The sequence below is a fragment of the Paenibacillus vandeheii genome (assembly GCF_030433635.1).
In the GTDB taxonomy this organism is placed as follows: Bacteria; Bacillota; Bacilli; order Paenibacillales; family Paenibacillaceae; genus Paenibacillus; species Paenibacillus vandeheii.
The window spans coordinates 133,535-155,848 of the sequence record NZ_JAROCD010000009.1; the positions used below are offsets into that span (position 1 = coordinate 133,535).

20 protein-coding genes are annotated in these 22,314 nt (G+C 47.7%); 13 read left to right on the plus strand and 7 right to left on the minus strand.

The window, feature by feature from the left end:
- Nucleotides 1–87: 87 nt before the first annotated feature.
- On the minus strand, nt 88–897 hold the full coding sequence (locus P5G61_RS19005) for a CPBP family intramembrane glutamic endopeptidase (protein ID WP_301247949.1): 810 nt from the start codon (nt 895–897) through the stop codon (nt 88–90).
- Nucleotides 898–1,327: 430 nt separating this feature from the next.
- Between P5G61_RS19005 and P5G61_RS19010 the strand changes: the two genes are divergently transcribed.
- From P5G61_RS19010 to P5G61_RS19050, 9 genes are all read left to right on the plus strand, one after another.
- Nucleotides 1,328–1,789 carry a VanZ family protein gene (locus P5G61_RS19010; RefSeq protein ID WP_301247950.1) on the plus strand — a complete coding sequence of 154 codons (462 nt, stop codon included), beginning with the start codon at nt 1,328–1,330 and terminating at the stop codon, nt 1,787–1,789.
- 142 nt (nt 1,790–1,931) lie between these two features.
- On the plus strand, nt 1,932–3,623 hold the full coding sequence (locus P5G61_RS19015; protein ID WP_301247952.1) for a glycoside hydrolase family 13 protein: 1,692 nt from the start codon (nt 1,932–1,934) through the stop codon (nt 3,621–3,623).
- Between the two features lie 85 nt (nt 3,624–3,708).
- Entirely contained in the window at nt 3,709–4,401 is a 693-nt protein-coding gene (locus P5G61_RS19020; RefSeq protein WP_094937522.1) for a metal-dependent hydrolase, read from the plus strand.
- Between the two features lie 241 nt (nt 4,402–4,642).
- The gene (dctA, locus tag P5G61_RS19025) at nt 4,643–5,995 is read left to right on the plus strand and encodes a C4-dicarboxylate transporter DctA (protein ID WP_094937521.1); all 1,353 of its coding nucleotides are present in this window, start codon (nt 4,643–4,645) and stop codon (nt 5,993–5,995) included.
- Nucleotides 5,996–6,308: 313 nt separating this feature from the next.
- Nucleotides 6,309–8,030 (plus strand): alpha,alpha-phosphotrehalase, encoded by a 1,722-nt coding sequence (treC, locus tag P5G61_RS19030; RefSeq protein ID WP_301247953.1) that lies wholly within the window; start codon nt 6,309–6,311, stop codon nt 8,028–8,030.
- Between the two features lie 29 nt (nt 8,031–8,059).
- Complete coding sequence (gene treP, locus P5G61_RS19035) at nt 8,060–10,072, plus strand: PTS system trehalose-specific EIIBC component (protein WP_301247954.1); 2,013 nt, start codon at nt 8,060–8,062, stop codon at nt 10,070–10,072.
- Between the two features lie 254 nt (nt 10,073–10,326).
- The gene (locus P5G61_RS19040) at nt 10,327–11,181 is read left to right on the plus strand and encodes a hypothetical protein (RefSeq protein ID WP_024631857.1); all 855 of its coding nucleotides are present in this window, start codon (nt 10,327–10,329) and stop codon (nt 11,179–11,181) included.
- A 29-nt stretch (nt 11,182–11,210) separates the two neighbouring features.
- Entirely contained in the window at nt 11,211–11,474 is a 264-nt protein-coding gene (locus P5G61_RS19045; RefSeq protein ID WP_301247955.1) for a YkgJ family cysteine cluster protein, read from the plus strand.
- 76 nt (nt 11,475–11,550) lie between these two features.
- Complete coding sequence (locus tag P5G61_RS19050; RefSeq protein WP_079344205.1) at nt 11,551–11,754, plus strand: hypothetical protein; 204 nt, start codon at nt 11,551–11,553, stop codon at nt 11,752–11,754.
- Between the two features lie 78 nt (nt 11,755–11,832).
- Here the strand turns inward: P5G61_RS19050 and P5G61_RS19055 are convergent, their stop codons facing one another.
- The 3 genes from P5G61_RS19055 to P5G61_RS19065 all read right to left on the minus strand — a co-directional run bounded on the left by P5G61_RS19055 (nt 11,833) and on the right by P5G61_RS19065 (nt 15,224).
- Nucleotides 11,833–12,954 carry an AbrB family transcriptional regulator gene (locus P5G61_RS19055; protein WP_301247956.1) on the minus strand — a complete coding sequence of 374 codons (1,122 nt, stop codon included), beginning with the start codon at nt 12,952–12,954 and terminating at the stop codon, nt 11,833–11,835.
- 156 nt (nt 12,955–13,110) lie between these two features.
- Nucleotides 13,111–14,442: an MFS transporter gene (locus P5G61_RS19060; protein WP_301247957.1), complete on the minus strand. Its 1,332-nt coding sequence runs from the start codon at nt 14,440–14,442 to the stop codon at nt 13,111–13,113.
- Nucleotides 14,443–14,519: 77 nt separating this feature from the next.
- Nucleotides 14,520–15,224 carry an O-methyltransferase gene (locus P5G61_RS19065; RefSeq protein WP_435874226.1) on the minus strand — a complete coding sequence of 235 codons (705 nt, stop codon included), beginning with the start codon at nt 15,222–15,224 and terminating at the stop codon, nt 14,520–14,522.
- A gap of 138 nt (nt 15,225–15,362) precedes the next feature.
- Here P5G61_RS19065 and P5G61_RS19070 point away from each other — a divergent pair, with 138 nt between their 5' ends.
- Nucleotides 15,363–16,256, plus strand: a complete 894-nt coding sequence (locus P5G61_RS19070) for a LysR family transcriptional regulator (RefSeq protein WP_301247959.1) — start codon at nt 15,363–15,365, stop codon at nt 16,254–16,256.
- A 27-nt stretch (nt 16,257–16,283) separates the two neighbouring features.
- On the opposite strand, the gene P5G61_RS19075 is transcribed toward P5G61_RS19070, so the two are convergent.
- A complete protein-coding gene (locus tag P5G61_RS19075; protein ID WP_301247960.1) occupies nt 16,284–17,012 on the minus strand; it encodes a YoaK family protein in 729 nt (242 codons plus the stop codon).
- 134 nt (nt 17,013–17,146) lie between these two features.
- Nucleotides 17,147–18,016 carry an alpha/beta hydrolase family protein gene (locus P5G61_RS19080; RefSeq protein WP_301247961.1) on the minus strand — a complete coding sequence of 290 codons (870 nt, stop codon included), beginning with the start codon at nt 18,014–18,016 and terminating at the stop codon, nt 17,147–17,149.
- Between the two features lie 243 nt (nt 18,017–18,259).
- Between P5G61_RS19080 and P5G61_RS19085 the strand changes: the two genes are divergently transcribed.
- Nucleotides 18,260–19,006, plus strand: a complete 747-nt coding sequence (locus P5G61_RS19085) for a GTP pyrophosphokinase (protein WP_024631866.1) — start codon at nt 18,260–18,262, stop codon at nt 19,004–19,006.
- Nucleotides 19,007–19,047: 41 nt separating this feature from the next.
- The gene (locus tag P5G61_RS19090) at nt 19,048–20,283 is read left to right on the plus strand and encodes a multidrug effflux MFS transporter (protein ID WP_301247962.1); all 1,236 of its coding nucleotides are present in this window, start codon (nt 19,048–19,050) and stop codon (nt 20,281–20,283) included.
- A 90-nt stretch (nt 20,284–20,373) separates the two neighbouring features.
- On the opposite strand, the gene P5G61_RS19095 is transcribed toward P5G61_RS19090, so the two are convergent.
- A complete protein-coding gene (locus P5G61_RS19095; protein WP_301247963.1) occupies nt 20,374–20,967 on the minus strand; it encodes a hypothetical protein in 594 nt (197 codons plus the stop codon).
- Between the two features lie 260 nt (nt 20,968–21,227).
- Here P5G61_RS19095 and P5G61_RS19100 point away from each other — a divergent pair, with 260 nt between their 5' ends.
- Complete coding sequence (locus tag P5G61_RS19100) at nt 21,228–22,229, plus strand: iron-hydroxamate ABC transporter substrate-binding protein (protein WP_301247964.1); 1,002 nt, start codon at nt 21,228–21,230, stop codon at nt 22,227–22,229.
- Nucleotides 22,230–22,314: the final 85 nt, after the last annotated feature.

The window sequence follows — 22,314 nt, forward strand, 5'->3', positions numbered from 1 at the left end:
CCCTTGTACACTAGGTTGATCTCTGTTGGGTTGATATACATTCATCAGAGATCGCTCCTTGTTGTACAAGGGGATTTTTTGTTTGAATCAGCCGACTGGTCGTGACACGCTTTGGGCCGTATCGCGCCGCTTTTCACGACGGAGGATGATCGGAACCGTGATTACTGCAGCGATCACCAACAACGGAGCTAGTATACCAGCGATGGGTAATGCCGACGCGCCATTCGCTGAGAAAACGCTCAAGTCCCAGAACCCGTGCAGGAATATGGAGGCCACGAGCGAACCGGTAGACCGCCGGGCGAGATAGAAGATCGAACCGAGGCCGAAAGCGACCATTACCTGGAACAGGGCGCCCGCTCCGATACCCCAGAACATGTTTGGCAGATGGAAGACTGCGAACATCGCTGTTGAGAGCAGCCAGACCCCGGTTTCGCCGAATCTGCTGCGCAGAGCAACGATCAACTGACCTCGGTTGATCATCTCTTCATTGAAGCCGACCATGATACTGCCAAAGATGAGATATAGCCACATGAGGGGCGTGACACGGGTGAAATCGCCGGTCAGCATGTTCACGATCGCGATGACCATCATGAAGATGGGGAGAGTCATTGTCCATCGAGAAAGACGCCGTCTTTCAACCAGGCTAGGGCGCCACCATCCGTAGATCGTGACCATTGTGATGGTCAGCACGGCACCGCCGGACAGTGGTGCTATATACCAGAGAAGCAGGGTCCGCTCACTTTCACCCACTCGTGTGTAGTCGATGCCGTTGAGCAAGAAGATCGCGTAGAAGACTGCGCTGTAGAGGAAATAGGTGAGAACACCCCATCCTACGCGGGGACGAACCCGAAGGGCAGGATTCAATGATTCTTGCAGCTTGTCCCTATTGATTGACATTATAAACACTCCTACAATAAATTATTTTTTTCATTTGCTAAGTGACGAGGAACATATTTGAATTGCTCCCTCATATACAATTCTAGTAGACCAAGTTGAATAGAAGCTAAACAAATGGATGAAAACCAGCTAAATTTAGGCTGCTGTCATTTAGGTTCTGTTTAGGTAACTATGTTTTACGGTGATCAGGGTGATCATGGTCTTTCCTACCTTGGACTTGCTGACCATTAGTTCAAAAATGACTATGATCAAATGGTTTCGGTGAAATTTGAAGAAGGTGATAGGAAGGGGAGGGGCGGATTTTGAGGTAAAGGATGTATGGAAGTGTATGGAAGTCTACCCCTAAGATAAGCAACTGGACTTGAAGATCTGTATCCCGGTAAAATAGACCTTACCGCTCCGCGGAAAAAAGGACGGAGGAATTCAGATAATGAACGAAGGCTCGTGGCTCCACTCCAGATGGATGCTCGCTATCGTTGCCTGCATCGCAGTGCTGTACATGTTGATTATGGGGAACTTACTCTTTGTTAACGGGAGAACGCCTGGCGTGAATTATCAATATAATGTTGTACCGTTAGAGACAATCAGGCCTCTTCTTTTTGAAAAAAACAGATACCTTACGGAAGCCTGGGTGAAGAATTTGTTTGGTAACATTGTATTGTTCATTCCGCTTGGCATATGGATACCCTGGTTATTCCGCACGTGCCGAAAGTTCCTGCCATTTACAGGGGCTGTCGTCTTACTTTTGCTCGCTGTTGAGGTTACACAATTGATTACCCGCGTGGGTTCGTTTGATGTGGATGACATTATGTTGAATACAGTGGGGGCCTGGATTGGATACCTAGGGTTTGCCCTATTCCTATTGTCACAGGGAAGGACTCGACGAGATTGAACTGCAACTAGCGGTCAATGATCGGGTCTTTTTGTGTTCCGGCACCTTCTTGAGTCTTTCAAAGTGTTTATAATAGGGCCATTTCGGATAAAACATACTAACGGGTTATATAGTAAAGAAGTAATGAAGTGATGAAGGTGAGGTGGGCAATATCGTTTGGTGGAAAGAGAGTGTGGTGTACCAGATTTATCCCAACAGCTTCAAAGATTCGGATGGGGACGGTTTGGGTGACTTGCAAGGGATATATGACAAGCTCGATTATTTGACTGGACTTGGCGTAGATGTGATTTGGATCTGTCCAATCTACGATTCACCTGGTTATGATAACGGATATGATATCCGGGATTATTATTCTATATTACGCAAATATGGCACGATGGAGGATTTTGATCGTTTATTGGCTGAGGCTCACAAGCGTGGTCTCAAGATCATGATGGATCTGGTGCTGAATCATACGTCGGATGAACACGCATGGTTTGCCGAGTCACGTTCATCGAAAGTGAATCCGAAACGGGATTATTATATTTGGCGCTCAGGCAAAAATGGCCAGGTTCCAAACAACTGGGAGTCCTATTTTGGGGGCTCTGTGTGGAAGCATGATCCTGAAACGAATGAATACTATTTGCATCTCTATTCTGAACACCAGCCCGACCTGAACTGGAACAATGCAAAGATGGCAGAAGAGATGTATGAAATGGTGCATTGGTGGTTGCAAAAAGGTGTGGATGGTTTCCGTTTCGATGCGGTGGCGCATATCGCCAAGGCAGAGGGGTTACCCAGCGCGCATAATCCGGATAATCTGCCAGTCGTTCCAGCGTACCAGCTGTTTTCCAATCTCGAACAGGTGCATTCGATTCTTAACAAACTCAACGACATGATCCTGAAGCCATACGGTCCAATGACCGTTGGAGAGACTTCGGGGCTTGGACCGGAACAGGCGCTGGCTTATGTTGGGACAGATCGGAATGAACTCAACATGGTGTTCCAGTTTGAGCATATGTTTGTGGATGCCCAATCGTCCGGAATCGGCAAATGGAACTATCGGGAGTGGAAGCTGCCCGAGCTGAAAGAAATTATGAGCCGCTGGCAAACCGTGCTGCATGACAGAGGCTGGAATGCCAATTATATGGGCAATCATGACCAGCCGCGTCCGGTATCCCGCTTCGGTGATGATGGAAGGTACAGGGTGCGATCTGCCCAGATGCTGGCTACGTGGATGCTTACACTCGAAGGTACGCCGTACATTTACCAAGGGGAAGAGATTGGTATGACCAATGTCACCTTCTCGGATATTGAGCAATACCGGGATATCGAGACGAAGAATTATTACAATCATTATATTGGTCAAGGTAAAGCGAAGCATGAAGTCATGCAGGCAATCTGGCGCAAGAGTCGGGATAATGCTCGTACGCCGATGCAGTGGGATGATACGGAGCATGCCGGATTCACCGATGGCCAGCCATGGATTCAGGTGAATGAGAATTATACCGAGATTAATGTGGCCGATGCCGAACGCGATCCACAGTCCATTTTACATTATTACCGCAGGCTGATTGCACTTCGCAAACAACATAAAGTGCTCATCTACGGGGCATATGAGCTGTTGCTGCCAGACGACCCCGATATCTATGCCTATACCCGAACACTGGATGGTGAGCAGATATTGGTCATCCTGAATTTCCGTGAGCATGAGCCTGAGATGTACTGGCCGGAAGGCTGGCAAGCTGAGCGTGCCAAACTACTCATCAGCAATGTAAGCAAACGTTATTCCACTGATGAAGGTGCAATTCTCCTTCAGCCGTATGAAGCAAGGGTTTATCAAATGCAGCGATAAGAGCACAATTTTGCTTTGGCGAAGAGGTATGATTTATAATAAATGTTGAAAATCAAATAAACATATACGTCAGGAGGACAACAAGTTGCTGAATATTACCTTCCACGGGCACTCCAGTGTACAGCTGGGAACAGAAGAGAAATCGTTGATCATTGATCCTTTCCTTCGTGGCAACGAACTTGCTGTCACCAAACCGGAAGATATCAAGACCGATGCCGTTTTGCTGACACATGCCCATATGGATCACATTCTGGATGCTGAACCGATTGCCAAAGCCAATCATGCCAAGGTGGTTGCCATTGTCGAGCTGGCTACATATATGTCATGGAAAGGTCTGGACACCATAGGCATGAACATGGGTGGAACGGTGGATCTTGGTTTTGCCCAAGCCAAAATGATTCAGGCTTTCCATACATCCGGCATCGTGCTGGAAGAGGAACAACGGATCATGTACGCAGGATTGCCTGCAGGATATATTATTAACATAGGTGGCAAAACTGTTTTGCATGCCGGGGATACCAGCTTGTTCGGTGATATGAAAATGATTGGTGATCGTCATGACATCGACGTAGCGTTCCTGCCTATTGGCGGACATTTCACCATGGGGCCGGAGGATGCACTTCAAGCCGCTGAGTGGTTCAATGCCAAGCTGACGATTCCGGTGCATTATGATACATTTCCGGTCATCCGTCAGGATGCGGAACGTTTTGTTCAGCAACTGGCTGAGAAAGGTCTCGAAGGTCGTGTACTGGCACCAGGACAGTCCCTTACTCTCTAATGATCTCTTATTGAGCACTGTTCAATACTAAAAGAAATAACAGCTAAAGACGAATATGACGTCAAGATAACTGACGTGATATTCGTCTTTTTTCGGTTTCAAGTTCAATTTTGACCTGAATAGTTGGTACGGATCACAAAAAAATGCAATTGGCATTGTTGAAAACCTTCCCTGAATGTTATAAAAAATTACACGGAAATCAACCGGAAATCCGAATTGACCGAAAACAGGGGGAGCGTTCATGTCATTTGTGAAATCATTATTTTTTCAAATTATTGTAGCGGTTATCATCGGAATTGGTGTAGGCATTCTGTGGCCTGATCTGGGCAGTCTGCTGCAACCGCTCGGAACAGGCTTTATCAAGTTGATCAAAATGATCATTGCACCATTGATCTTTATGGTGATCGTGACAGGCATTGCCAAAATCGGTGATCTGAAGTCGGTTGGCCGCATTGGGCTCAAAGCGATTCTGTGGTTTGAGATTGCAACGACGGTTGCGCTTGTCCTTGGACTTGGCACTGCCAATCTGCTTCGTCCCGGCGCGAGCATGAACGTGGACCCTTCGACTTTGGATACCAGCGGCATCGAAGCCAAAACCAATGGTTCCGAGCTGCCGCATGTGGTGGACTTTATTATGAATATTATCCCGACAAGTGTTGTCGATGCTTTTGCACAGAACGCATTGCTGCAAGTACTGCTCGTTGCCTGTTTATTTGGGGTAGCTTTGGCGGCAACGGAGAGTAAGGCAAAAGAGAATGTGCTGACGCTGATTGAAAATGTACTGGGTATTCTGTTCCGGATAATCGGATACATCATGAAGCTGGCGCCAATCGGTGCATTCGGAGCTATGGCTTATACGGTAGGAGCCTATGGTGCTTCCACACTGTCATCCTTCGGGTTGCTGATTATTGCATGCTATGGAGCGGCGTTGTTATTCCTGGTGATGCTTGCCCTGGCTGCCTGGTGGATTACAGGACTGAACTTTCTGCAATTTGTAAAATATACCCGCTCCGAAGTGATGCTGGCGATTGGCACAGGTTCCTCGGAAGTCGTTATGCCCCGAATGATGGACAAGCTGACCAAAGCAGGCTGTGATCGTGCTGTCGTCGGGCTCGTGGTTCCAACAGGCTATTCGTTCAATCTGGATGGAGCCTCGATTTACCTATCGCTGGCAACCGTGTTTTTGGCTCAGGCGGTTGGTATTGATCTGACACTGGGACAGGAGATTACGATTTTACTGGTATTAATGCTTAGCTCCAAGGGCATGGCAGGCGTGCCTGGCTCAGCGTTTCTTGCTTTATCTGCTACAGCGGCGGCCCTGAATGCTTTCCCGGTAGCTGCTGTTGCCTTACTGCTCGGTGCAGACCGCTTCATGGATACCATGCGAGTATTCACAAATTTGATGGGCAACTGTGTTGCGGCATTTGTAGTGGCAAAATGGGAAGGACTGTTGGACCAAAAACGTATGCGGGCTGTGCTCTCTGGAGAGATCAGTGCCGAAGAGCTGGAAAGAGAAGATCAAGCGTCCTTGTCCTCGGCGAATTTGAACAAAAGAGAGCAGGGTAAAGGAATTATTTCGACAGAAATGCTGTAAAAAACAGGAAGTGGCCGGGCTTTGCTTGTTATGTTAACTCATCCAATTTTTAAATCTGAATCGTCTGTTTACCCGCATGAAATGGTGGGGAGACAGACGTCTTTTTTTGTTTTGGATACAGATATCATGGAGTTCTCGAGCGCATGCGGCAAAATAATTGTTACAGAGGAATCATTAATGGGGAATGTGTAAAAGAGGCAAAAGATAGCATATTTAAGTTTCAACTTGTATATACATGTTTAGTTATGTAATATATAAATGAAGTTAGGCCAAGAGAACCATATAAGCAATACAATTTATTGGAGGCGTTAACATGAGTTCAACGAACACAACTTCATCATCGTGGTGGAAAACCTCCACGGTGTATCAGGTATATCCCAAGAGCTTCAACGATACAACCGGATCGGGTACCGGAGACATTCGGGGATTGACCGAAAAGCTGGATTATCTGCAGCATCTCGGAATTGATATCGTGTGGCTGCAGCCGGTATATGTATCTCCGCAGCATGATAACGGGTATGATGTAGCGGACTATTATCGGATTAATCCTGATTTTGGTACGATGGAGGATTTTGACGAACTGCTTAAAGGTCTGAAGGCACGTGACATGAAGCTGATGATTGATATCGTGGTGAATCACTCCTCTACGGATCATGAGTGGTTCCAGCAATCACGCTCTTCCAAGGATAACCCTTATCGTGATTATTATATTTGGAAGGACCCTGCGCCGGACGGTGGTGTACCGAATAACTGGCAATCCAAGTTTGGCGGGCCTGCATGGCAATACGATGAGCAGACAGGACAATATTTCCTGACGTTGTTTGACAAAACACAGGCTGACCTGAATTGGGAGAACGAGCAGGTACGCAAGGCAGTACGGGACATGATCAAGTTCTGGGCGGAGAAGGGTGTAGATGGTTTCCGCATGGACGTTATCAACCTGATCTCCAAGGACCAGCGTTTCCCTGATGATGATGGTAGCGTTTCCCCAGGCGACGGACGCAAGTTTTATACCGATGGCCCACGTGTGCATGAGTACATTACGGAGATGTATGAAGACGTGTTTGGACCACACAATATGGTAACGGTTGGGGAGATGTCCTCGACTACGCTGGAGCACTGTATTAAATATTCGAACCCTGCTTCCCGGGAATTCTCGATGACGTTCAACTTCCACCATCTGAAAGTGGATTATCCGAACGGACAGAAGTGGGAGCTTATGCCTTACGATTTCGAAGCGATGAAGCAGCTGTTCAGTGAGTGGCAGACAGGCATGCAGGCCGGTGGTGGATGGAACGCGTTGTTCCTGAACAACCATGATCAACCCCGTGCGTTGTCTCGTTTCGCTGATGATGGCGATTATCGTTCTGAAAGTGCCAAAATGCTTGCTACAACCATTCATGGCATGCAGGGAACGCCATACGTATACCAGGGCGAAGAGATCGGGATGCCGAATCCGGTCTGGAACGACGTTAGCGAGTTCCGTGATATTGAATCGACAAATATGTACCGACTGCTTCAGGAAGAACGAGGCAAATCTGCTGAGGAAGCATTCCAGATTGTGAGAGAGCGTTCCCGTGACAATTCCCGGACACCGATGCAGTGGGATGGAAGTGAGAATGCCGGATTTACAACGGGTACACCATGGATCAAAGTAGACGAACGATATCCGTCGATTCACGTGGCCCAGCAGATGGCTGACCCGAATTCGGTCTATTATCACTATCGCAAGCTGATTGCTCTGCGCAAACAGGTTCGTGTGCTGACTGATGGTCTGTATGAACGTTTGGACGAAGCACATCCGGATGTATTTGCATATGCGCGGACCAATGGAAGCGAGACGCTCATTGTAGTATCCAACTTCAGCAAGCGGGACGTAACTTTTGCTTTCTCGGATGCTGTCTGGAATGATCACATTGCGGGTAAATCAGCAGAGTTGCTGATTGGCAATACAGAAGCACCGCCTGCACTGGAGCAAGAAATCTCTCTTAGCCCGTATTCATCCTATATGTGGCTTGTACCGCAACAGGACTAATTCACATTATATAAATGGGAAGTGACAATATGGCAATGGATAAAAAACAGGTTGAGGAGATCGTACGCGCGGTCGGCGGCAAAGAAAATATTGAAGCTGCAACACATTGTGTCACACGCCTCCGGTTCGCCCTGTACGACGAAAGTAAAGTAGATACGGAAAGTCTGGAGCAGAACGATCTCGTCAAAGGCCAGTTCTCCTCTCAAGGACAATTTCAGGTGGTCATCGGACCTGGGCTTGTAGATAAAGTGTATGATGAAATGATTCAGATCACCGGAGGCGAACGCGCTTCCAAGGATGACGTGAAGGCTGTTGCGGGTAAAAAGCAAAACCCAATCCAGCGTGCGATCAAAACGTTATCGGACATCTTCATTCCGATCCTGCCAGCTATCATCACGGCCGGTCTCTTGCTCGGTATTAATAATATTTTGACAGGGCCGGGCATTTTCTTTGATGGAAAATCACTGGTGGATGTATATCCAGCATGGAAGGATCTCGCATCAATTATCAATACCATCGCGAGCACAGCCTTCACCTTCCTGCCAGCATTAATTGGTTGGTCCGCTGTAACAAGGTTCGGCGGCAGTCCGTTGCTCGGGATTGTGCTTGGTCTTATTCTGGTTCATCCTGATCTGCTGAGTGCTTATGGATACGCCAATGCAGTGAACGAAGGCACCGTGCCTACGTGGAATCTGTTCGGCTGGCATATTGAGAAGATCGGTTATCAAGGGCAGGTTCTGCCGGTATTGGTATCCGCCTATCTGCTTGCCAAGCTGGAGATTTTCCTGAACAAAAGGGTGCATGATTCGATCAAACTGTTGGTCGTAGCTCCTGTTACCTTATTGATTACCGGGTTCCTGGCATTTACAATCATTGGTCCGGTTACATTTGCGATTGCGAATGGAATTACATCCGGATTGATCTATATTTACGATTCATACGCGGCTCTGGGCGGTCTGATCTACGGTGGACTGTACGCGTTGCTCGTTATTACAGGCATGCACCATACGTTCCTGGCGGTAGACGTACAACTGATTGGTAGCCAGGGCGGAACGTTCCTGTGGCCGATGCTGGCGCTGTCCAATATCGCGCAAGGTTCAGCTGCACTTGCCATGATGCTCGTGCTTCGTGAGAAGAAGATGAGAGGACTTGCGGCGACTTCATCCGTGTCAGCTTTCCTCGGGGTAACCGAGCCGGCGATCTTCGGGGTGAATATCCGTTATCGTTATCCGTTTATCTTCGGTATGGTCGGTTCTGCGATTGGCGGCGTACTGCTCACGATAAATAATGTTCAGGCCACCTCTATTGGTGTAGGTGGTGTACCTGGATTCCTGTCCATTTTCCCGAACAAATGGGGAGTATTCTTCATCGGTATGGCGATTGTACTGGTTGTTCCGTTTGTACTGACGGTTCTTTTCGGAAGAGCGAAGTTGAGAAAAGAAGACCGCAATGCAGATCAAGCTACTGTAGCAGGCGGTCAAACATCTACAGCTAATTCAGCGTCTAGCACAACTACAACAAATACAGATACAGAGCAACGTACACGAAGTGCTGCTCAGGTGGCGGATGAGCCAGTGAATACGCTGGAAATCATGGCACCCTTAACAGGTACAGCCGTTCCGCTTGAACAAGTACCTGATCCGGCGTTTGCTGAGAAACAAATGGGTGAAGGCGTTGCGATTGAGCCTTCCGGCAATCAGGTGGTTGCTCCGTTTGATGCCCAGGTTGCCCATGTGATCAAAAGCAAACATGCTGTAATTCTTGAACACGCGAGCGGCTTGCAGATTCTGATCCATGTCGGGATCAACACCGTATCTCTCAAAGGTAAAGGGTTTAACATGCATGTTGAAGCTGGAGAGAAGGTAAGAGCCGGGCAATTGCTGCTTGAATTCGACCGTAAAGTGATTGAAGCTGCGGGATATCCGCTTATTACACCAATCATTATTCCGGACGGTCAGGATATGGTTGATCGGGTAGAGGTCACTACAGGTGATGTTACATCCAATCAGAACGGTGTGCTTAAGGTTCATTTGAAAGGCTAAGTTACGAACAATGGGGGAGCTGCGAATATCGCAGCTTCTTTTTTCATCCCGAGATTCAGAATAAAAGCTGAACGTATACCCACTTGTGTGGTATGACTCTTTATGCAGTTCTTTTTTTTATTTGTATCGTGGTAAACTGTAACTAGAATGTATGTGCAAAATCTCATGTTCACAGCGATCGGAAAGCATGTTCAGGTGAAGAAGTTCATATGGTTCTAAGAGAGTGGCTAGTCAATGGACGGAGGAGGAGAGCCATGACTCGTGTTGCGGTAATGGTCATTCATGGTCTGGGTATGCAAAAGGAAGATTATGCGGATACACTGATTTCGCGTTTGCATAAGGAATTGGATCAGGTTATGGTGTTGCCGGGAGCAGCCAAGCAGGTTCTGGATATTGAGCCGGTATTTTGGGCGGATGTATTTGAGGAACGGGAAGAGGCGCTGTTTCAGCAGCTTGTCAGCTCTCAGAGATTGAACTATCAAGTGCTGCGTCGATTTGTTATCCATTATCTGGCTGATGCTGTAGCGTATCAACCCGTGGAAAATCAAGGTCATAACTATGATGCGGTACATCGTACGCTGAATCGAGCGATGCATGCACTTGCACAGCGGAATGGGCCAGATGCTCCCCTCTGTATTATTGCTCATAGTCTGGGGGCAGTGATTGCAAGCAATTTCTTCTATGATCTGCAATATCCGTCTAGTCGCACGCCTTCCATCGTGGATGTGACTTCCGCATTGGAACGGGGAGATACCTTAACGAACTTTTATTCTTTTGGAACGACGTTGCCGTTATGGAGCTTACGATACCATGATTTTAGCCGTCCAATTCAGGTGCCTTCGCCGCTGGCGGAGCAGTACTTCCCCGGGCTGGAAGGCGAGTGGATTAACTTTTATGATCGGGATGATATTCTGGGTTACCCGCTGCGCCCCATTGATCCGGCATATGAGGCGGCGGTCAAAGAAGACATGGAAATCAACTCTGGCGGTATAATCGGGAGCTGGAATCCGTTGAGTCATGGCGGGTATTTCTCGAATGGAACCATGAATCGAAGAATTGCACAGGGTTTGGCCCGGACGTGGACGTGGGTGAATCGTGGATCAGGTTGAATGTCAGATATTGAGGGAGGACAATAATTATGGAATGCAGGACAGGCTGTGCCGCATGCTGTATCGCGATTTCGATCTCATCGCCGATACCCGGGATGGCTGACGGCAAGCCGGCAGGTGTGCGTTGTGTACAGCTGACGGAGGACAATCGCTGTGGGATCTTTGGTCAGAAAGAGCGTCCCGCTGTATGCAGCGGTTTGCAGGCTTCCGAAGAGATGTGTGGTAACACGGATCAGGAGGCTTTTGAACGATTGAGCTGGCTCGAACAGGAAACTGCACCAAGTTCAGCGTGACCGAGTTGTTCTGAGTGAAAAGGATAATTATACTTAATATGGAAGGGGTTTGAGATAAGAAAGGGGTATTGGATGAATGGAACTTGCCAAACGGTTTATAATGATCGTTGTGAATATGATTGGAGAACTGTGGATGGGATTCTACAGGCGAAACTCAGACTTCTATGACAAGCAGACATCAGGGGCAAAAAGCAAACTTGGCTATTATGCATTTATTATTGTAGCGGCCGCTGTAACCGTGGGCATTGTAAGCTGGATGTATAGTCGGGTTTATTCATAACTTGAGCAGACATATAAAATAGAGTATCCGCAGGCTGGAAATCAGGCGGATACTCTATTTTATATGTTCACTTTCGTTTTACGTGACCGAAGAGCGGGTACTCGCTTCTTTTTTCCTCAACATACGCATGAAAATCATCTTTAGGAGCGAAGAAACGATAAAGAATATAAATAAGATGCGAAACAACTGATATCCAGACACAACCGAGAGGTTAGCATTGACTTCATGAGCCATGATGCTCATCTGATCCATTCCGCCAGGTGCCATGCTCAGCAATGATGTAGCGGCCGAGAGGGAGAACATCTTCATTAATATATAGCTCAAGCCAAGCGAACCTGCAATGAGGAGAACACTGCTCATGATTGCAAGTGTTACGGTCTGCATCTTGCGTTGCAGCTGCTGAGGACGAAGCATCAGACCCACATGGCTGCCAATCATTAATTGCGAAATGTTAAGCAGGGACGACGGCAGATTGGGTGTGTGCATCGTTGTACTTAATTGAATAACACACATCACGATCATGGGTCCAAGCATAAATGCGGTAGGGAACCGAAGCTTGCGTGCAATCCATGCACCGGCGATACAGAGCGGGGCATAGAGCAAGATTTCGGGAAAGAGCGCTGCCCATGTTGCTGTCTCGATAATAGGCTGATTCGTTCCCCCACCTGCCGTTCCCCCGATCCATGGACTGAACAGTAGGAACGGAACACAGAATACAATCATGATGAGCCGGGTTACCTGCAAAAAAGTAACGAGCGTCAGATTGATGGATTTCATCTCTTCCGCTAGGGAGACCATCTGGGACAGTCCGCCGGGAATGCTGCCAACCAGCAGGGAAGGAAAGTCAAAGTCTGTCAGTTTAGAAGCAACATAGGCGGTCAAGGTACATAATCCGATTAAGAGCAAGGTCATGAGCAGCATCATGGGAAGCTGGTGCAAAATGCCTTGAAGCGCTTCTGCCGTCAGTGTTAATCCGATGGAGTAACCGACGATTAGAATGCCATAGTCCCGAATGGAAGTGGGCCACAAGAGCGGCAGTTTGGCAATCTGTGAACCAATCAGCATAAAAAACATTGGTCCAAGAAGCCAAGGGATGGGGGTATGGATCGCTGTAAATATGAACCCGCCAAGGACAGAGACACCCAAACTCAGAAAAAACCGAAAGACAACGTGGGAACCGAGCTTGTGCATCAGTTCCATCTGCGTCGTCTTTCGGCTGCATGGGGTAGATTGAAGTACATGTAAGATCACTCCTGATGATAAGATACAATGATTGATCCTTGAACGGTGATTGGCTCATTACGAAGCAGAACAAGATAGCAGGTCGATCCCGCTATCCTGCTGAGATGTTGTCATTTATCTGTTCGCCGCAATTACACGGGCAGAAGGCTTCGGTTCTTTGAACATCATATAGTACATTAGCGATGAAATCACGTATAAACTGCCTGTAATGCTGAACGTGATTGCATAACCCCAGTATGTGCCATAAGTGGTCACAAGATAGGATTGAACAGGTCCCATGGTGGCCCATCCAATCATAAAGGCAGTCTGCATCAGAGAATTGGCGATTCCACGGCGTTTATCCGATACTCGGTCCACCAGAATGGCGGATTGAATCGGATTGGCCGCATTCATCAGTGCTTGTCTGAATAGGAAACTCACCGAAGCGATGAGCAGCAGATTCGTGAAGCCGGTCAACAGCAGGAAGGGCAGCGACATGACCTGGAAGATGACGACAGCCCGAACACTTCCCACCTTGGCCGCAAGTGTAGGTCCAATCAGCATCGATACAATGGTCATGATCTGACCCAATGAAATTAGCAGACTCATGGCACTTAAAGACACCGAAAAACGGTTGGTAAAATACAGATTGAGATAAGGAACAACCAGTCCGGAACCAAACCCGATCAATAATTGGGTGATGACAAATTGTCCAATCAAACGGGAATCTTTCTTTTGGCTAAGGGTATCGTTCTTGCTGTCTTGTTCCGCAGAATGAACGACACCCTGTTTACCATCACTTGCAGATGGTGCAGATTCAGTGACAGGTTGCACCGGAGTATCCGCTTGCGGTGCCTTCTTATCCTCGGATACAAATAACATCGGGATAAACGCAACCAGCGTGGCTGCCCCACCCACAAACAATACGGTTTGCAGACCCGTGACTTTGGCAAGTCCTGCCGTATGAAGCAAGTCTGCAAACACGCCACCACCCAAGCTGCCAAGGACCTGAGAAGCAAGCACGAGGGAGGAATAATAGCTGAACATCTTTAGTCGTTGACTCTTCTTCACATTCTCAGCGAGGAAAGGAATGGCCAGTACCTGAAATACGCCAGCGAAAAGTCCCGAAAATACAGCAAACCAGATCAGTCCGCTGGCAGAATAATCGAAGGAACGGCCAATCAGGAAGATTCCGCTGAACAAAGCGCCGGTAATCAGGAGCCGCTTGCGGCTGAAAAAATCGCCGCATAGTCCGATGGGAACAAACATAATCGCTGTCGCAAGTGATTGGATACTTACAATCTGGCCGTTCATTGTATCATTATAGCCGAGACCCTGAATGTACAGATTGTACAAGACAGAGAACATGCCATTTCCGATCTGATACAAGATACTTGCCAGAAAAAACAATTGAATATTGCGGGACCAGCCCCGAATTTCAGCTTGAATCTGTTGTAAAAGTCTCAAGTGGTTTCCCCCAGTCTGCCTGTGCAGTAATTTCAGTTTAACAGGAATAGGGGATTTGCGGAAGAATTGACCATTGTTTATTTTGTCATAGGAGACTCCAGCACACGGGCAATCACGAATCCATCATAACCTTTACTGCCTACAGTCTGAAGTGCTGTCGCTTCAAGACACGGGTTATCCGCAATTAATTTCAGGAAAGATTGTACGCCCATAACTCTGCGGTCCGTACTGTCTGCATTGATAACTTCACCGTCCCTGACGATGTTGTCACCAATGATCAGACTTCCCGGGCGAGCCAGGCGCAGCGCCCATCTCAAATAATCAGGATTACTTGGTTTGTCAGCATCAATGAAGATAAAATCAAAGGGCTCCCTGTATTCTTCCTGAACGTCGGGAAGAGTAGTCAGAGCCGGACCTACTCGAAGATCAACCTTGTGCATAAGTCCTGCACGCGTAAGATTGGTTCGTGCCATATCTGCATGGTGTGGCTCAGCCTCCAGTGTAACGATGCGTCCGTGTTCGGGAAGGGCCCTTGCCATCCAGATCGTACTGTATCCGCCAAGTGTCCCGATTTCGAGCACACGTGTTGCGCCTTGTATTTGAAGCAGGAGCTGAAGGAGTTTCCCTTGATTGGGCGTTACATCATGGGCGGGCAAGCCGGCTTCTGTATTTGTACTTAGAGCCTGCTCCAGAAGGGAATCTGAGGGAATTAATAAGGCGTTCAAATAGTCGTCGACTTGACTCCAGGTTTGCTGTTGAGCAGATACATTCAGATTGTTCATCGTCATCTGTTCCTTTCCGATTGCATGTATTGGATTTCATACTTCAACTATAAAGTGAACAGATATATAAATAAAATATATATTATGTATGTTAATATAACCTTAGATTATATATTTCAAGTGAAGGAGGTGTAAGGCTTGAATTTGCACGGATTACGATTGTTTCATGCCATCGTTAGATTTGGCGGAGTTACGCGTGCAGCAGAAGAACTCAACATTAGCCAGCCAGCGGTATCCTCCCAGGTGAAGAAATTTGAGCGAGAACTGGGCATTCAATTATTCGCTTCGGAGGGGAGAAGACTGGTCCTTACCGATGCAGGAACACAATTAACAGGTTATGCGGAACGTCTGTTCATGCTGGAACAGGATGTCGAGAACTTTGTAGAGGATTTTCGGGCGGGCAAAAAAGGGCTGATTCGTCTTACCGCAACCTATTTGCCCTCGAATTTTCTGCTGCCGGGCTGGATTGCCCGTTTCAAGCAGATGCACGATGATGTGGAGCTGGTAGTGAGTACAACAAATACCCGGATGGCTTTTGACCAACTGCTGCGTTATGAGGCCGAGATTGCGGTGTATGGTGGAAGTGGCATTACACATTCTGGTGTTCATTGGGACGAATTGTTTGAAGATGAAATGTGGTTTGTTGTCCATCCTGATCATCCTTACGCGGGAAAAGAAATTGAGCTTCAGGAGATGGTAGCGGAGCCCTTCATCATGCGCGAAGAGGGCAGCGCTACACGGGAGCGTCTGGTTTCTCTTTGCACAACAAACAACCTGGCCGCTCCCCGCATTGCGCTTCAGTTTAATGGATTGAACGAAACGATCAGTGCGGTAAAAGCAGGGTATGGAGCCAACTTTATTTCTTCTCTGGTCGTAAAGGAAGATGTCCAAGAAGGCAAGCTGGCACGTGTATTCGTTCGAGGTGTGCAGTTGAAAAACACGGTAGCCGTATGTACACGAGCTGGGGAAGTGTTATCTCCCGCCGCACAGCATCTGGTTGAACTCATCAGACAGGAAGCATCATTAATGTAGTAAAATAATAGAATAATCGGATAAGAGCTAGCTTTGCATGTCATCTGTCGCTGTTTTGGCAGTTCTCCTGGAGTATAAACGGGCGTATAGGGTGACTCCACCAACGATGAGAACAGGGATCCAGACCGCCGTCATAGGTACGTGGTGGAATAGAATCGCAGCTAGAATAACGCCGCCCAAATAGATCACCACGGCGCCTGCGCGAAGGTGCGCATCTGCTGACAGTGCTCTGACCAGTGAGCGAATATTGGCATGTCTCAGCCGCTGAAGAATGCTTACTGCATCTTCAACCACGGCGGCCAGATTGTTGGTGAGCACGGTTGTTGAGATACCGGCAATCCCAATGCGGCGCGCAGCAGTCGTTTGCATCCCCATAGCCGCGGCCAGGATGGCAATTAGCATATAGGACAATTGTTCCGAATAAGGACTGATCATCGTGATGGCAAAGAGCAGAAGCAATATACTTTCTACAGTGAACACCGTTGTAACCCGGGAAGACCAGCCATTTTTCGTCTGCACCCGTCCGATCATATGTGCCGCTATGGCATTTCCGGCAATAAAACCAATGAGGGCAAGCAGTGCACGCAGCACAACAAATTCCTGAGTACGAGCAATCGCAATCCCCAGCAGCACAATATTGCCCGTCATATTGGCTGTAAGCACATGCCCCAGTCCTAGGTATCCGATCACATCGACCATTCCGGCAGACAGGCACAGCAGCAGCATCGCGTACTTTTGGAGGGTATTTTGTTTCATGATTATCCGTCCTTTCCAAAAAACGTAACCCCTCCAGTATACATCCACAACGCATGATCCTTCAAAATGAAGTTCATGATGCAATGCAAACTTCCCATATCAGCAAACATGTTTAAATCGTCTCTAGCTTGAAGCTAAGGTGCGGCAAGCCAGTCAAACATATTGTTCACCGCCGCCTCATGCACCTTCTCGTGAAAACGATGATCCTGTCCCCCATAAGCGTGAAACGTAACGCTCACGCCTCTGCGTTTCAGCCAATGATACATCCGGGTTCCATGACTGTAATTCACCTGTGTATCCGACGTGCCATGCATGATCAGCACAGGACAGTGAAGTTTGTGTGCCTTCGACAAGGGAGAACGGGCGAGGTAAGCTTCCGGAACGGAACGTGGCGAACCGCCAAGCACTCTTTTCAATGTACGTCTCAAGTCGGTTCGTTCATGATAGGTGCGTTCCACATCGGCGACACCGCTCCAAAGCACCAGTTTATGTATCTGCCCAGGCCCTTCATTGTAGGTCGTTGCTGTATGTACGGCATTAATGGCTCCACGAGAAAATCCCATCATTGAAATTCGCTTCGTATCGGCAAAGGGCCACTCCTGAACGATCCGGTAAGCGGCATGCACGTCTTCGGCATCTCGACCGCCATACTCGTCATGCCCTTCGCCACCCTCATTGCCACGATAGGATGGAGCAAAGACGATATAACCTTTATGGACAAATTGCTCCAGCCAAGCAGTATTTACCCCACCATAGTTGCCCAGCCCGCCGCGACAATAGATCAGAACCGGCCAACGTGCACCATTGCTGACCAAGGTGTGTTGTTTTGCAGGAGGATAGCGGCTTGTGAGCTGTTGTACTTGCATGGATTGTTGCGATAAGGCGAAGCCTGAAAGGGCAGAGCTGGTATTGTCGTTTTCATATGGTAAAAAGGCGGGGAGGGGGCAACCGTCCGGCAGGCCTAAATAGCCTTTTACCCGGAGCGCATCGGACGAATACGTCACATGATAGAGCAGGGAGATCGACCTCTTTCATCGGAAATGGGATGCCAATGGATAATGATCCTTCTTTAGGATGCGCCTAAACGAGGTTCCCATACCTTCCAGTCAGCAACGACAATTCATTGCGAGAAATTCGTTTATTGGCTCCATATGATTTATAATGGTTCAGGAGACATGTGGATTGACCGATGTCCTCTTATTCATAAAACTAACTTTAGTGTGCACGAAGAAAGGAAGAAAACCATGATGAACGCTCCACATCCGATTGATCAATTCAAGAAATTCAAATACGAAATTACAAGATTTATGATGATCTATAAATTTGCTTTGGATCAAATGGAGACCAAAATTGAGGTGCTGAAGGAAGAATTTCAGTCCCTGCATGATTACAGCCCGATAGAACATACGAAATCCAGATTGAAGTCACCTGAGAGCATTATGAACAAGATGTTCCGCAAAAATCATGAGTTAACCTTTGAAAGTATCAAGAATAATATTAAGGATATCGCTGGCGTACGCATTACCTGCTCCTTTATTTCAGACATTTATCGCATTAAGGATATGTTGTGCAACCAAAGTGATCTGCGTGTGCTGGAGGTAAAAGATTATATCCAGAATCCGAAGCCAAACGGCTACCAAAGCCTTCATCTTCTGGTGGAGGTGCCTGTTTACATGTCTAATGGAGAGGAACGGGCGTGTGTGGAAATCCAGATTCGTACGATTGCGATGGATTTCTGGGCGAGTCTGGAGCATAAAATCTTTTATAAATACAATAAGGATGTTCCCGAGCGTTTGACCAAAGAGCTGAAAAGTGCAGCGGACTCTGCGAACGCACTGGACCAGCAAATGGAGAGGCTGCACCGGGAGATTCAGGAAATCAAGGATGCCGAGAACGATCGGGATGAAGAAGAGCTGCGTCGTATTATCATTAACAATCAACAGTTCACACTACCTTCCAACCTGCTCAAGCTGCTGGGAGACGGAGAACACTAAGGAAAAGAGAACTACCGCAGGGAAAGGAATATGTTATTCATATGAAAAGTACACCAGCCTCAATAAGCACCCATTCTACATCCCGGGTACGTATGGCACTGATTCTGGGGACACTGTCGGCCTTTGGCCCGCTGTCCCTGGACATGTATTTGCCAGCACTGCCTACACTGGCCGATGAATTCCAGTCCTCCACTTCTTATGCCCAGCTCAGTCTTACGGCATGTATGGTCGGGCTGGCGGCAGGACAGCTGTTGGCTGGACCTCTAAGTGATGTGCGCGGTCGTCGTATGCCGCTTATTGCGGGTCTTATTCTCTATACTATCGCTTCCATACTCTGCCTGGTCAGCCCGACCATGGGTTCTTTTGTTGTGCTTCGTTTCATTCAGGGTGCAGCGGGAGCGGCGGGAATTGTCATCTCGCGAGCGGTGGTAAGAGACGTGTATTCCGGACCGGAGCTGACACGTTTCTTCTCGCTCTTAATGCTGATTAATGGCGTCGCACCGATAGCTGCACCGATTATCGGTGGACAATTGCTCGCGTATACATCGTGGCGCGGCGTATTTATTTTGCTGAGTATTATCGGTATTTTGACTTTAATTGCTGTGGTGGTTGGTCTTGGAGAGACCCTTCCTCCAGAACGCAGATCCAGCGGAGGGCTGAAGCAGACCCTGGTTACATTCCGCAAAATTGCGGGGGATCGCCAGTTCATGGGATATGCTTTAACCCAAGGGTTCCTAGCTGCTGGCATGTTTGCCTACATATCCGGTTCGCCATTCGTACTTCAGAAAATATATGGCATCTCCCCGCAGATGTTCAGTGTCTGCTTCGCCATTAACGGTCTGGGCATCATATTGGCAAGTCAGATCGCCGGGAGACTTGCAGGTAAAGTATCCGAAACCCGTCTGTTGATCGCAGGGCTGCTCACTGCTGCACTGGGAGGAACATCTTTGCTCATTGCCATTCTGGCTGGAGGCAATCTGATTGCAGTCCTGATTCCTTTATTCCTCGTGGTATCCAGTGTGGGATTGGTTAATACGGCTTCCTTCGCCCTGGCGATGGCTAATCAGGAGAAATCGGCAGGCAGTGCTTCTGCTCTTATTGGGGTAATGACGTTTCTCTTCGGCGGCATTGTCGCTCCGCTCGTAGGTCTGGGAGGAGAAGGTACAGCTGTGCCGATGGGTATTGTTATCGCTTGCGCGGATCTTGGCGCGTTGCTAATTTACGTTGTAATGGTAGGCAAGAGTGGTAGACGTCAGGATAAACAGCGACTGGTGTAAAAAGTATTGTGTTGTTGCTTTGGCAAAAAAGCGCTCCAAGTGGAAGGTTCTGTCCTTCAGCTGGGGCGCTTCTTCTATGTCTGAACGGGTTTAGCAAAGAGCAAACAAAATTTGTGTATTGAGAAGGATACCTGGAGTCAGAAAAGGATAGAAGTAACCGATGACAAAACCGAACAGATTGGTGGAAGGCCACATTAAGTATACGTCATTGTACGTAAATACAAGAGACCAACGGTTGTAACAGAAATTTTGCAGTACACGTTGCTCGGGATCACGAGGCGTTGCTACTCCGGATTGGGCAAACTGCACGGCCTGGGTCAGATTCTGTGGTTGTTGGTGGATGAATAGTGGTAGAAGGCCGGGACTGCTTTTGATCAGGTTATATAGGAAGACCATCTCTGAAGGGGGTTGACCTACTGGGCGAGGATAGGCGCTAAGCAAGGTGGGCAGATTGCCCTGTGACAGCTGAGCAGGAACACCCGGCGCCGTGCCAGGTACGCCCCCAGGAAAGTAGGGAGGTTGACCGCCTGTGCCTCCGCCTGGAGTGTAAGGGGGGGAAGAACCCGGTCCTCCCGGAATACCTGGCACGGGCTGACCGCCTGGAGAGCTACCTGGAAACAAAGGAGGGAGCTGATAGGAGCGATCTTCTCCATAACCTGAATATGTGTTATATAGGTAATCCATGTACGTACATCCTTCCTGTCGTCGTATTCTGGAATTAGCATATGGCGGCATTCGCCCAAATGTGAATCGTTCAAATGAATGCGCATTCGGCCTTATCGGACAAAAACTGCATTGACAACTACGTTGATAACAATTATCATTGTCAATGGAATTGGACAATAGTACATACAAGTATAATATGCATGAATAATGTATAAACGTCTAAGTCTGTCATAACAACTCAATCCATTGAGGTGTTCATTTCGAAAGGGGATAGTCACGTGTTTAAACAAAATAAAAAAATGATCATACTTCTGATCACGGTAATGATCATGTCTATTTGGCTGGCAGCATGCGGATCGAAGCCAGCAGAGAACGGTACAGCAGCAGGGGGGAACAATACTGCAACGGAGACAGAGACACAGACAGAAGCTCCGGCAGAACGTACTCTGACAGATGCCATGGGCCACGAAGTGAAAATTCCGGCGAATCCCGAGCGTATTATCGCTTCCTATCTGGAAGACAACCTGGTTACCCTTGGCGTTAAGCCAGTTGCCCAATGGTCTATCAACAATGGTAGCGGATTGCAGGATTATCTTCAAGGAGACTTGAACGGTATTCCGGGCATTGCAAGTGATCTTCCGTTCGAAGCAGTGGCAAGCTTTTCGCCGGATCTGATTATTATGGGGAGCGAGAGTACAGTTGAGGGTGAAAAGTATGAACAGTACAACAAAATCGCTCCAACTTATGTACTCGGTGATGACATTAACAACGATTGGCGTCAAGCTCTTTTGAAAATTGGAGAGATTCTGAACAGATCGGATGAAGCGCAGAAAGCACTTGATGATTACGATTCAAAAGCAAAAGAGATCAAAGAAAAAGTAACCTCGGCAACTGGTGGTACGGAGACTGCAGCGGCATTGTGGCTTTTCAATAACAAGTTTTATGTTGTGAGTAACAATGTCTCGAGTGGTGAAGTCATGTACAACGAACTTGGACTGTTAGAGCCTGAGGTCGTGAAGGAAGCATCAGCAAAAGCAACAGGTAACTGGTCTGAGATTTCCCTGGAAAAAATCGCAGAAATGGATGTTGACTATCTATTCCTGGTTAACAGTGATAAAGGAACAGGGGCAGAAGCGTTAAAAGATGCAGTTTGGCAAAGCATCCCTGCTGTGAAAAACGGAAATGTTTTTGAATTTGAAAGCACGAGCAGTTGGTTGTATAGCGGAGTCCAAGCAAACCTGCAAATTATGGAAGACATTCAAAACAGTATTGTAAAATAACAGATATCAAATACGAAGTGAATGTTTATACTCCTTGGTGCGATGAGCACCAGGGAGTTTTTTTGTGATTTCAACATTTTACGAT

Coding starts and splice junctions, on each gene's coding strand:
- treC (WP_301247953.1), top strand. CDS start 6,309: ATGAGTTCAACGAACACAACTTCATCATCGTGGTGGAAAACCTCCACG.
- P5G61_RS19065 (WP_435874226.1), bottom strand. CDS start 15,224: ATGAACAATCTGAATGTATCTGCTCAACAGCAAACCTGGAGTCAAGTC.
- P5G61_RS19005 (WP_301247949.1), bottom strand. CDS start 897: ATGTCAATCAATAGGGACAAGCTGCAAGAATCATTGAATCCTGCCCTT.
- P5G61_RS19090 (WP_301247962.1), top strand. CDS start 19,048: ATGAAAAGTACACCAGCCTCAATAAGCACCCATTCTACATCCCGGGTA.
- P5G61_RS19095 (WP_301247963.1), bottom strand. CDS start 20,967: ATGGATTACCTATATAACACATATTCAGGTTATGGAGAAGATCGCTCC.
- P5G61_RS19040 (WP_024631857.1), top strand. CDS start 10,327: ATGACTCGTGTTGCGGTAATGGTCATTCATGGTCTGGGTATGCAAAAG.
- treP (WP_301247954.1), top strand. CDS start 8,060: ATGGCAATGGATAAAAAACAGGTTGAGGAGATCGTACGCGCGGTCGGC.
- P5G61_RS19085 (WP_024631866.1), top strand. CDS start 18,260: ATGAACGCTCCACATCCGATTGATCAATTCAAGAAATTCAAATACGAA.
- P5G61_RS19045 (WP_301247955.1), top strand. CDS start 11,211: ATGGAATGCAGGACAGGCTGTGCCGCATGCTGTATCGCGATTTCGATC.
- P5G61_RS19010 (WP_301247950.1), top strand. CDS start 1,328: ATGAACGAAGGCTCGTGGCTCCACTCCAGATGGATGCTCGCTATCGTT.
- dctA (WP_094937521.1), top strand. CDS start 4,643: ATGTCATTTGTGAAATCATTATTTTTTCAAATTATTGTAGCGGTTATC.
- P5G61_RS19050 (WP_079344205.1), top strand. CDS start 11,551: ATGGAACTTGCCAAACGGTTTATAATGATCGTTGTGAATATGATTGGA.
- P5G61_RS19055 (WP_301247956.1), bottom strand. CDS start 12,954: ATGGAACTGATGCACAAGCTCGGTTCCCACGTTGTCTTTCGGTTTTTT.
- P5G61_RS19075 (WP_301247960.1), bottom strand. CDS start 17,012: ATGAAACAAAATACCCTCCAAAAGTACGCGATGCTGCTGCTGTGCCTG.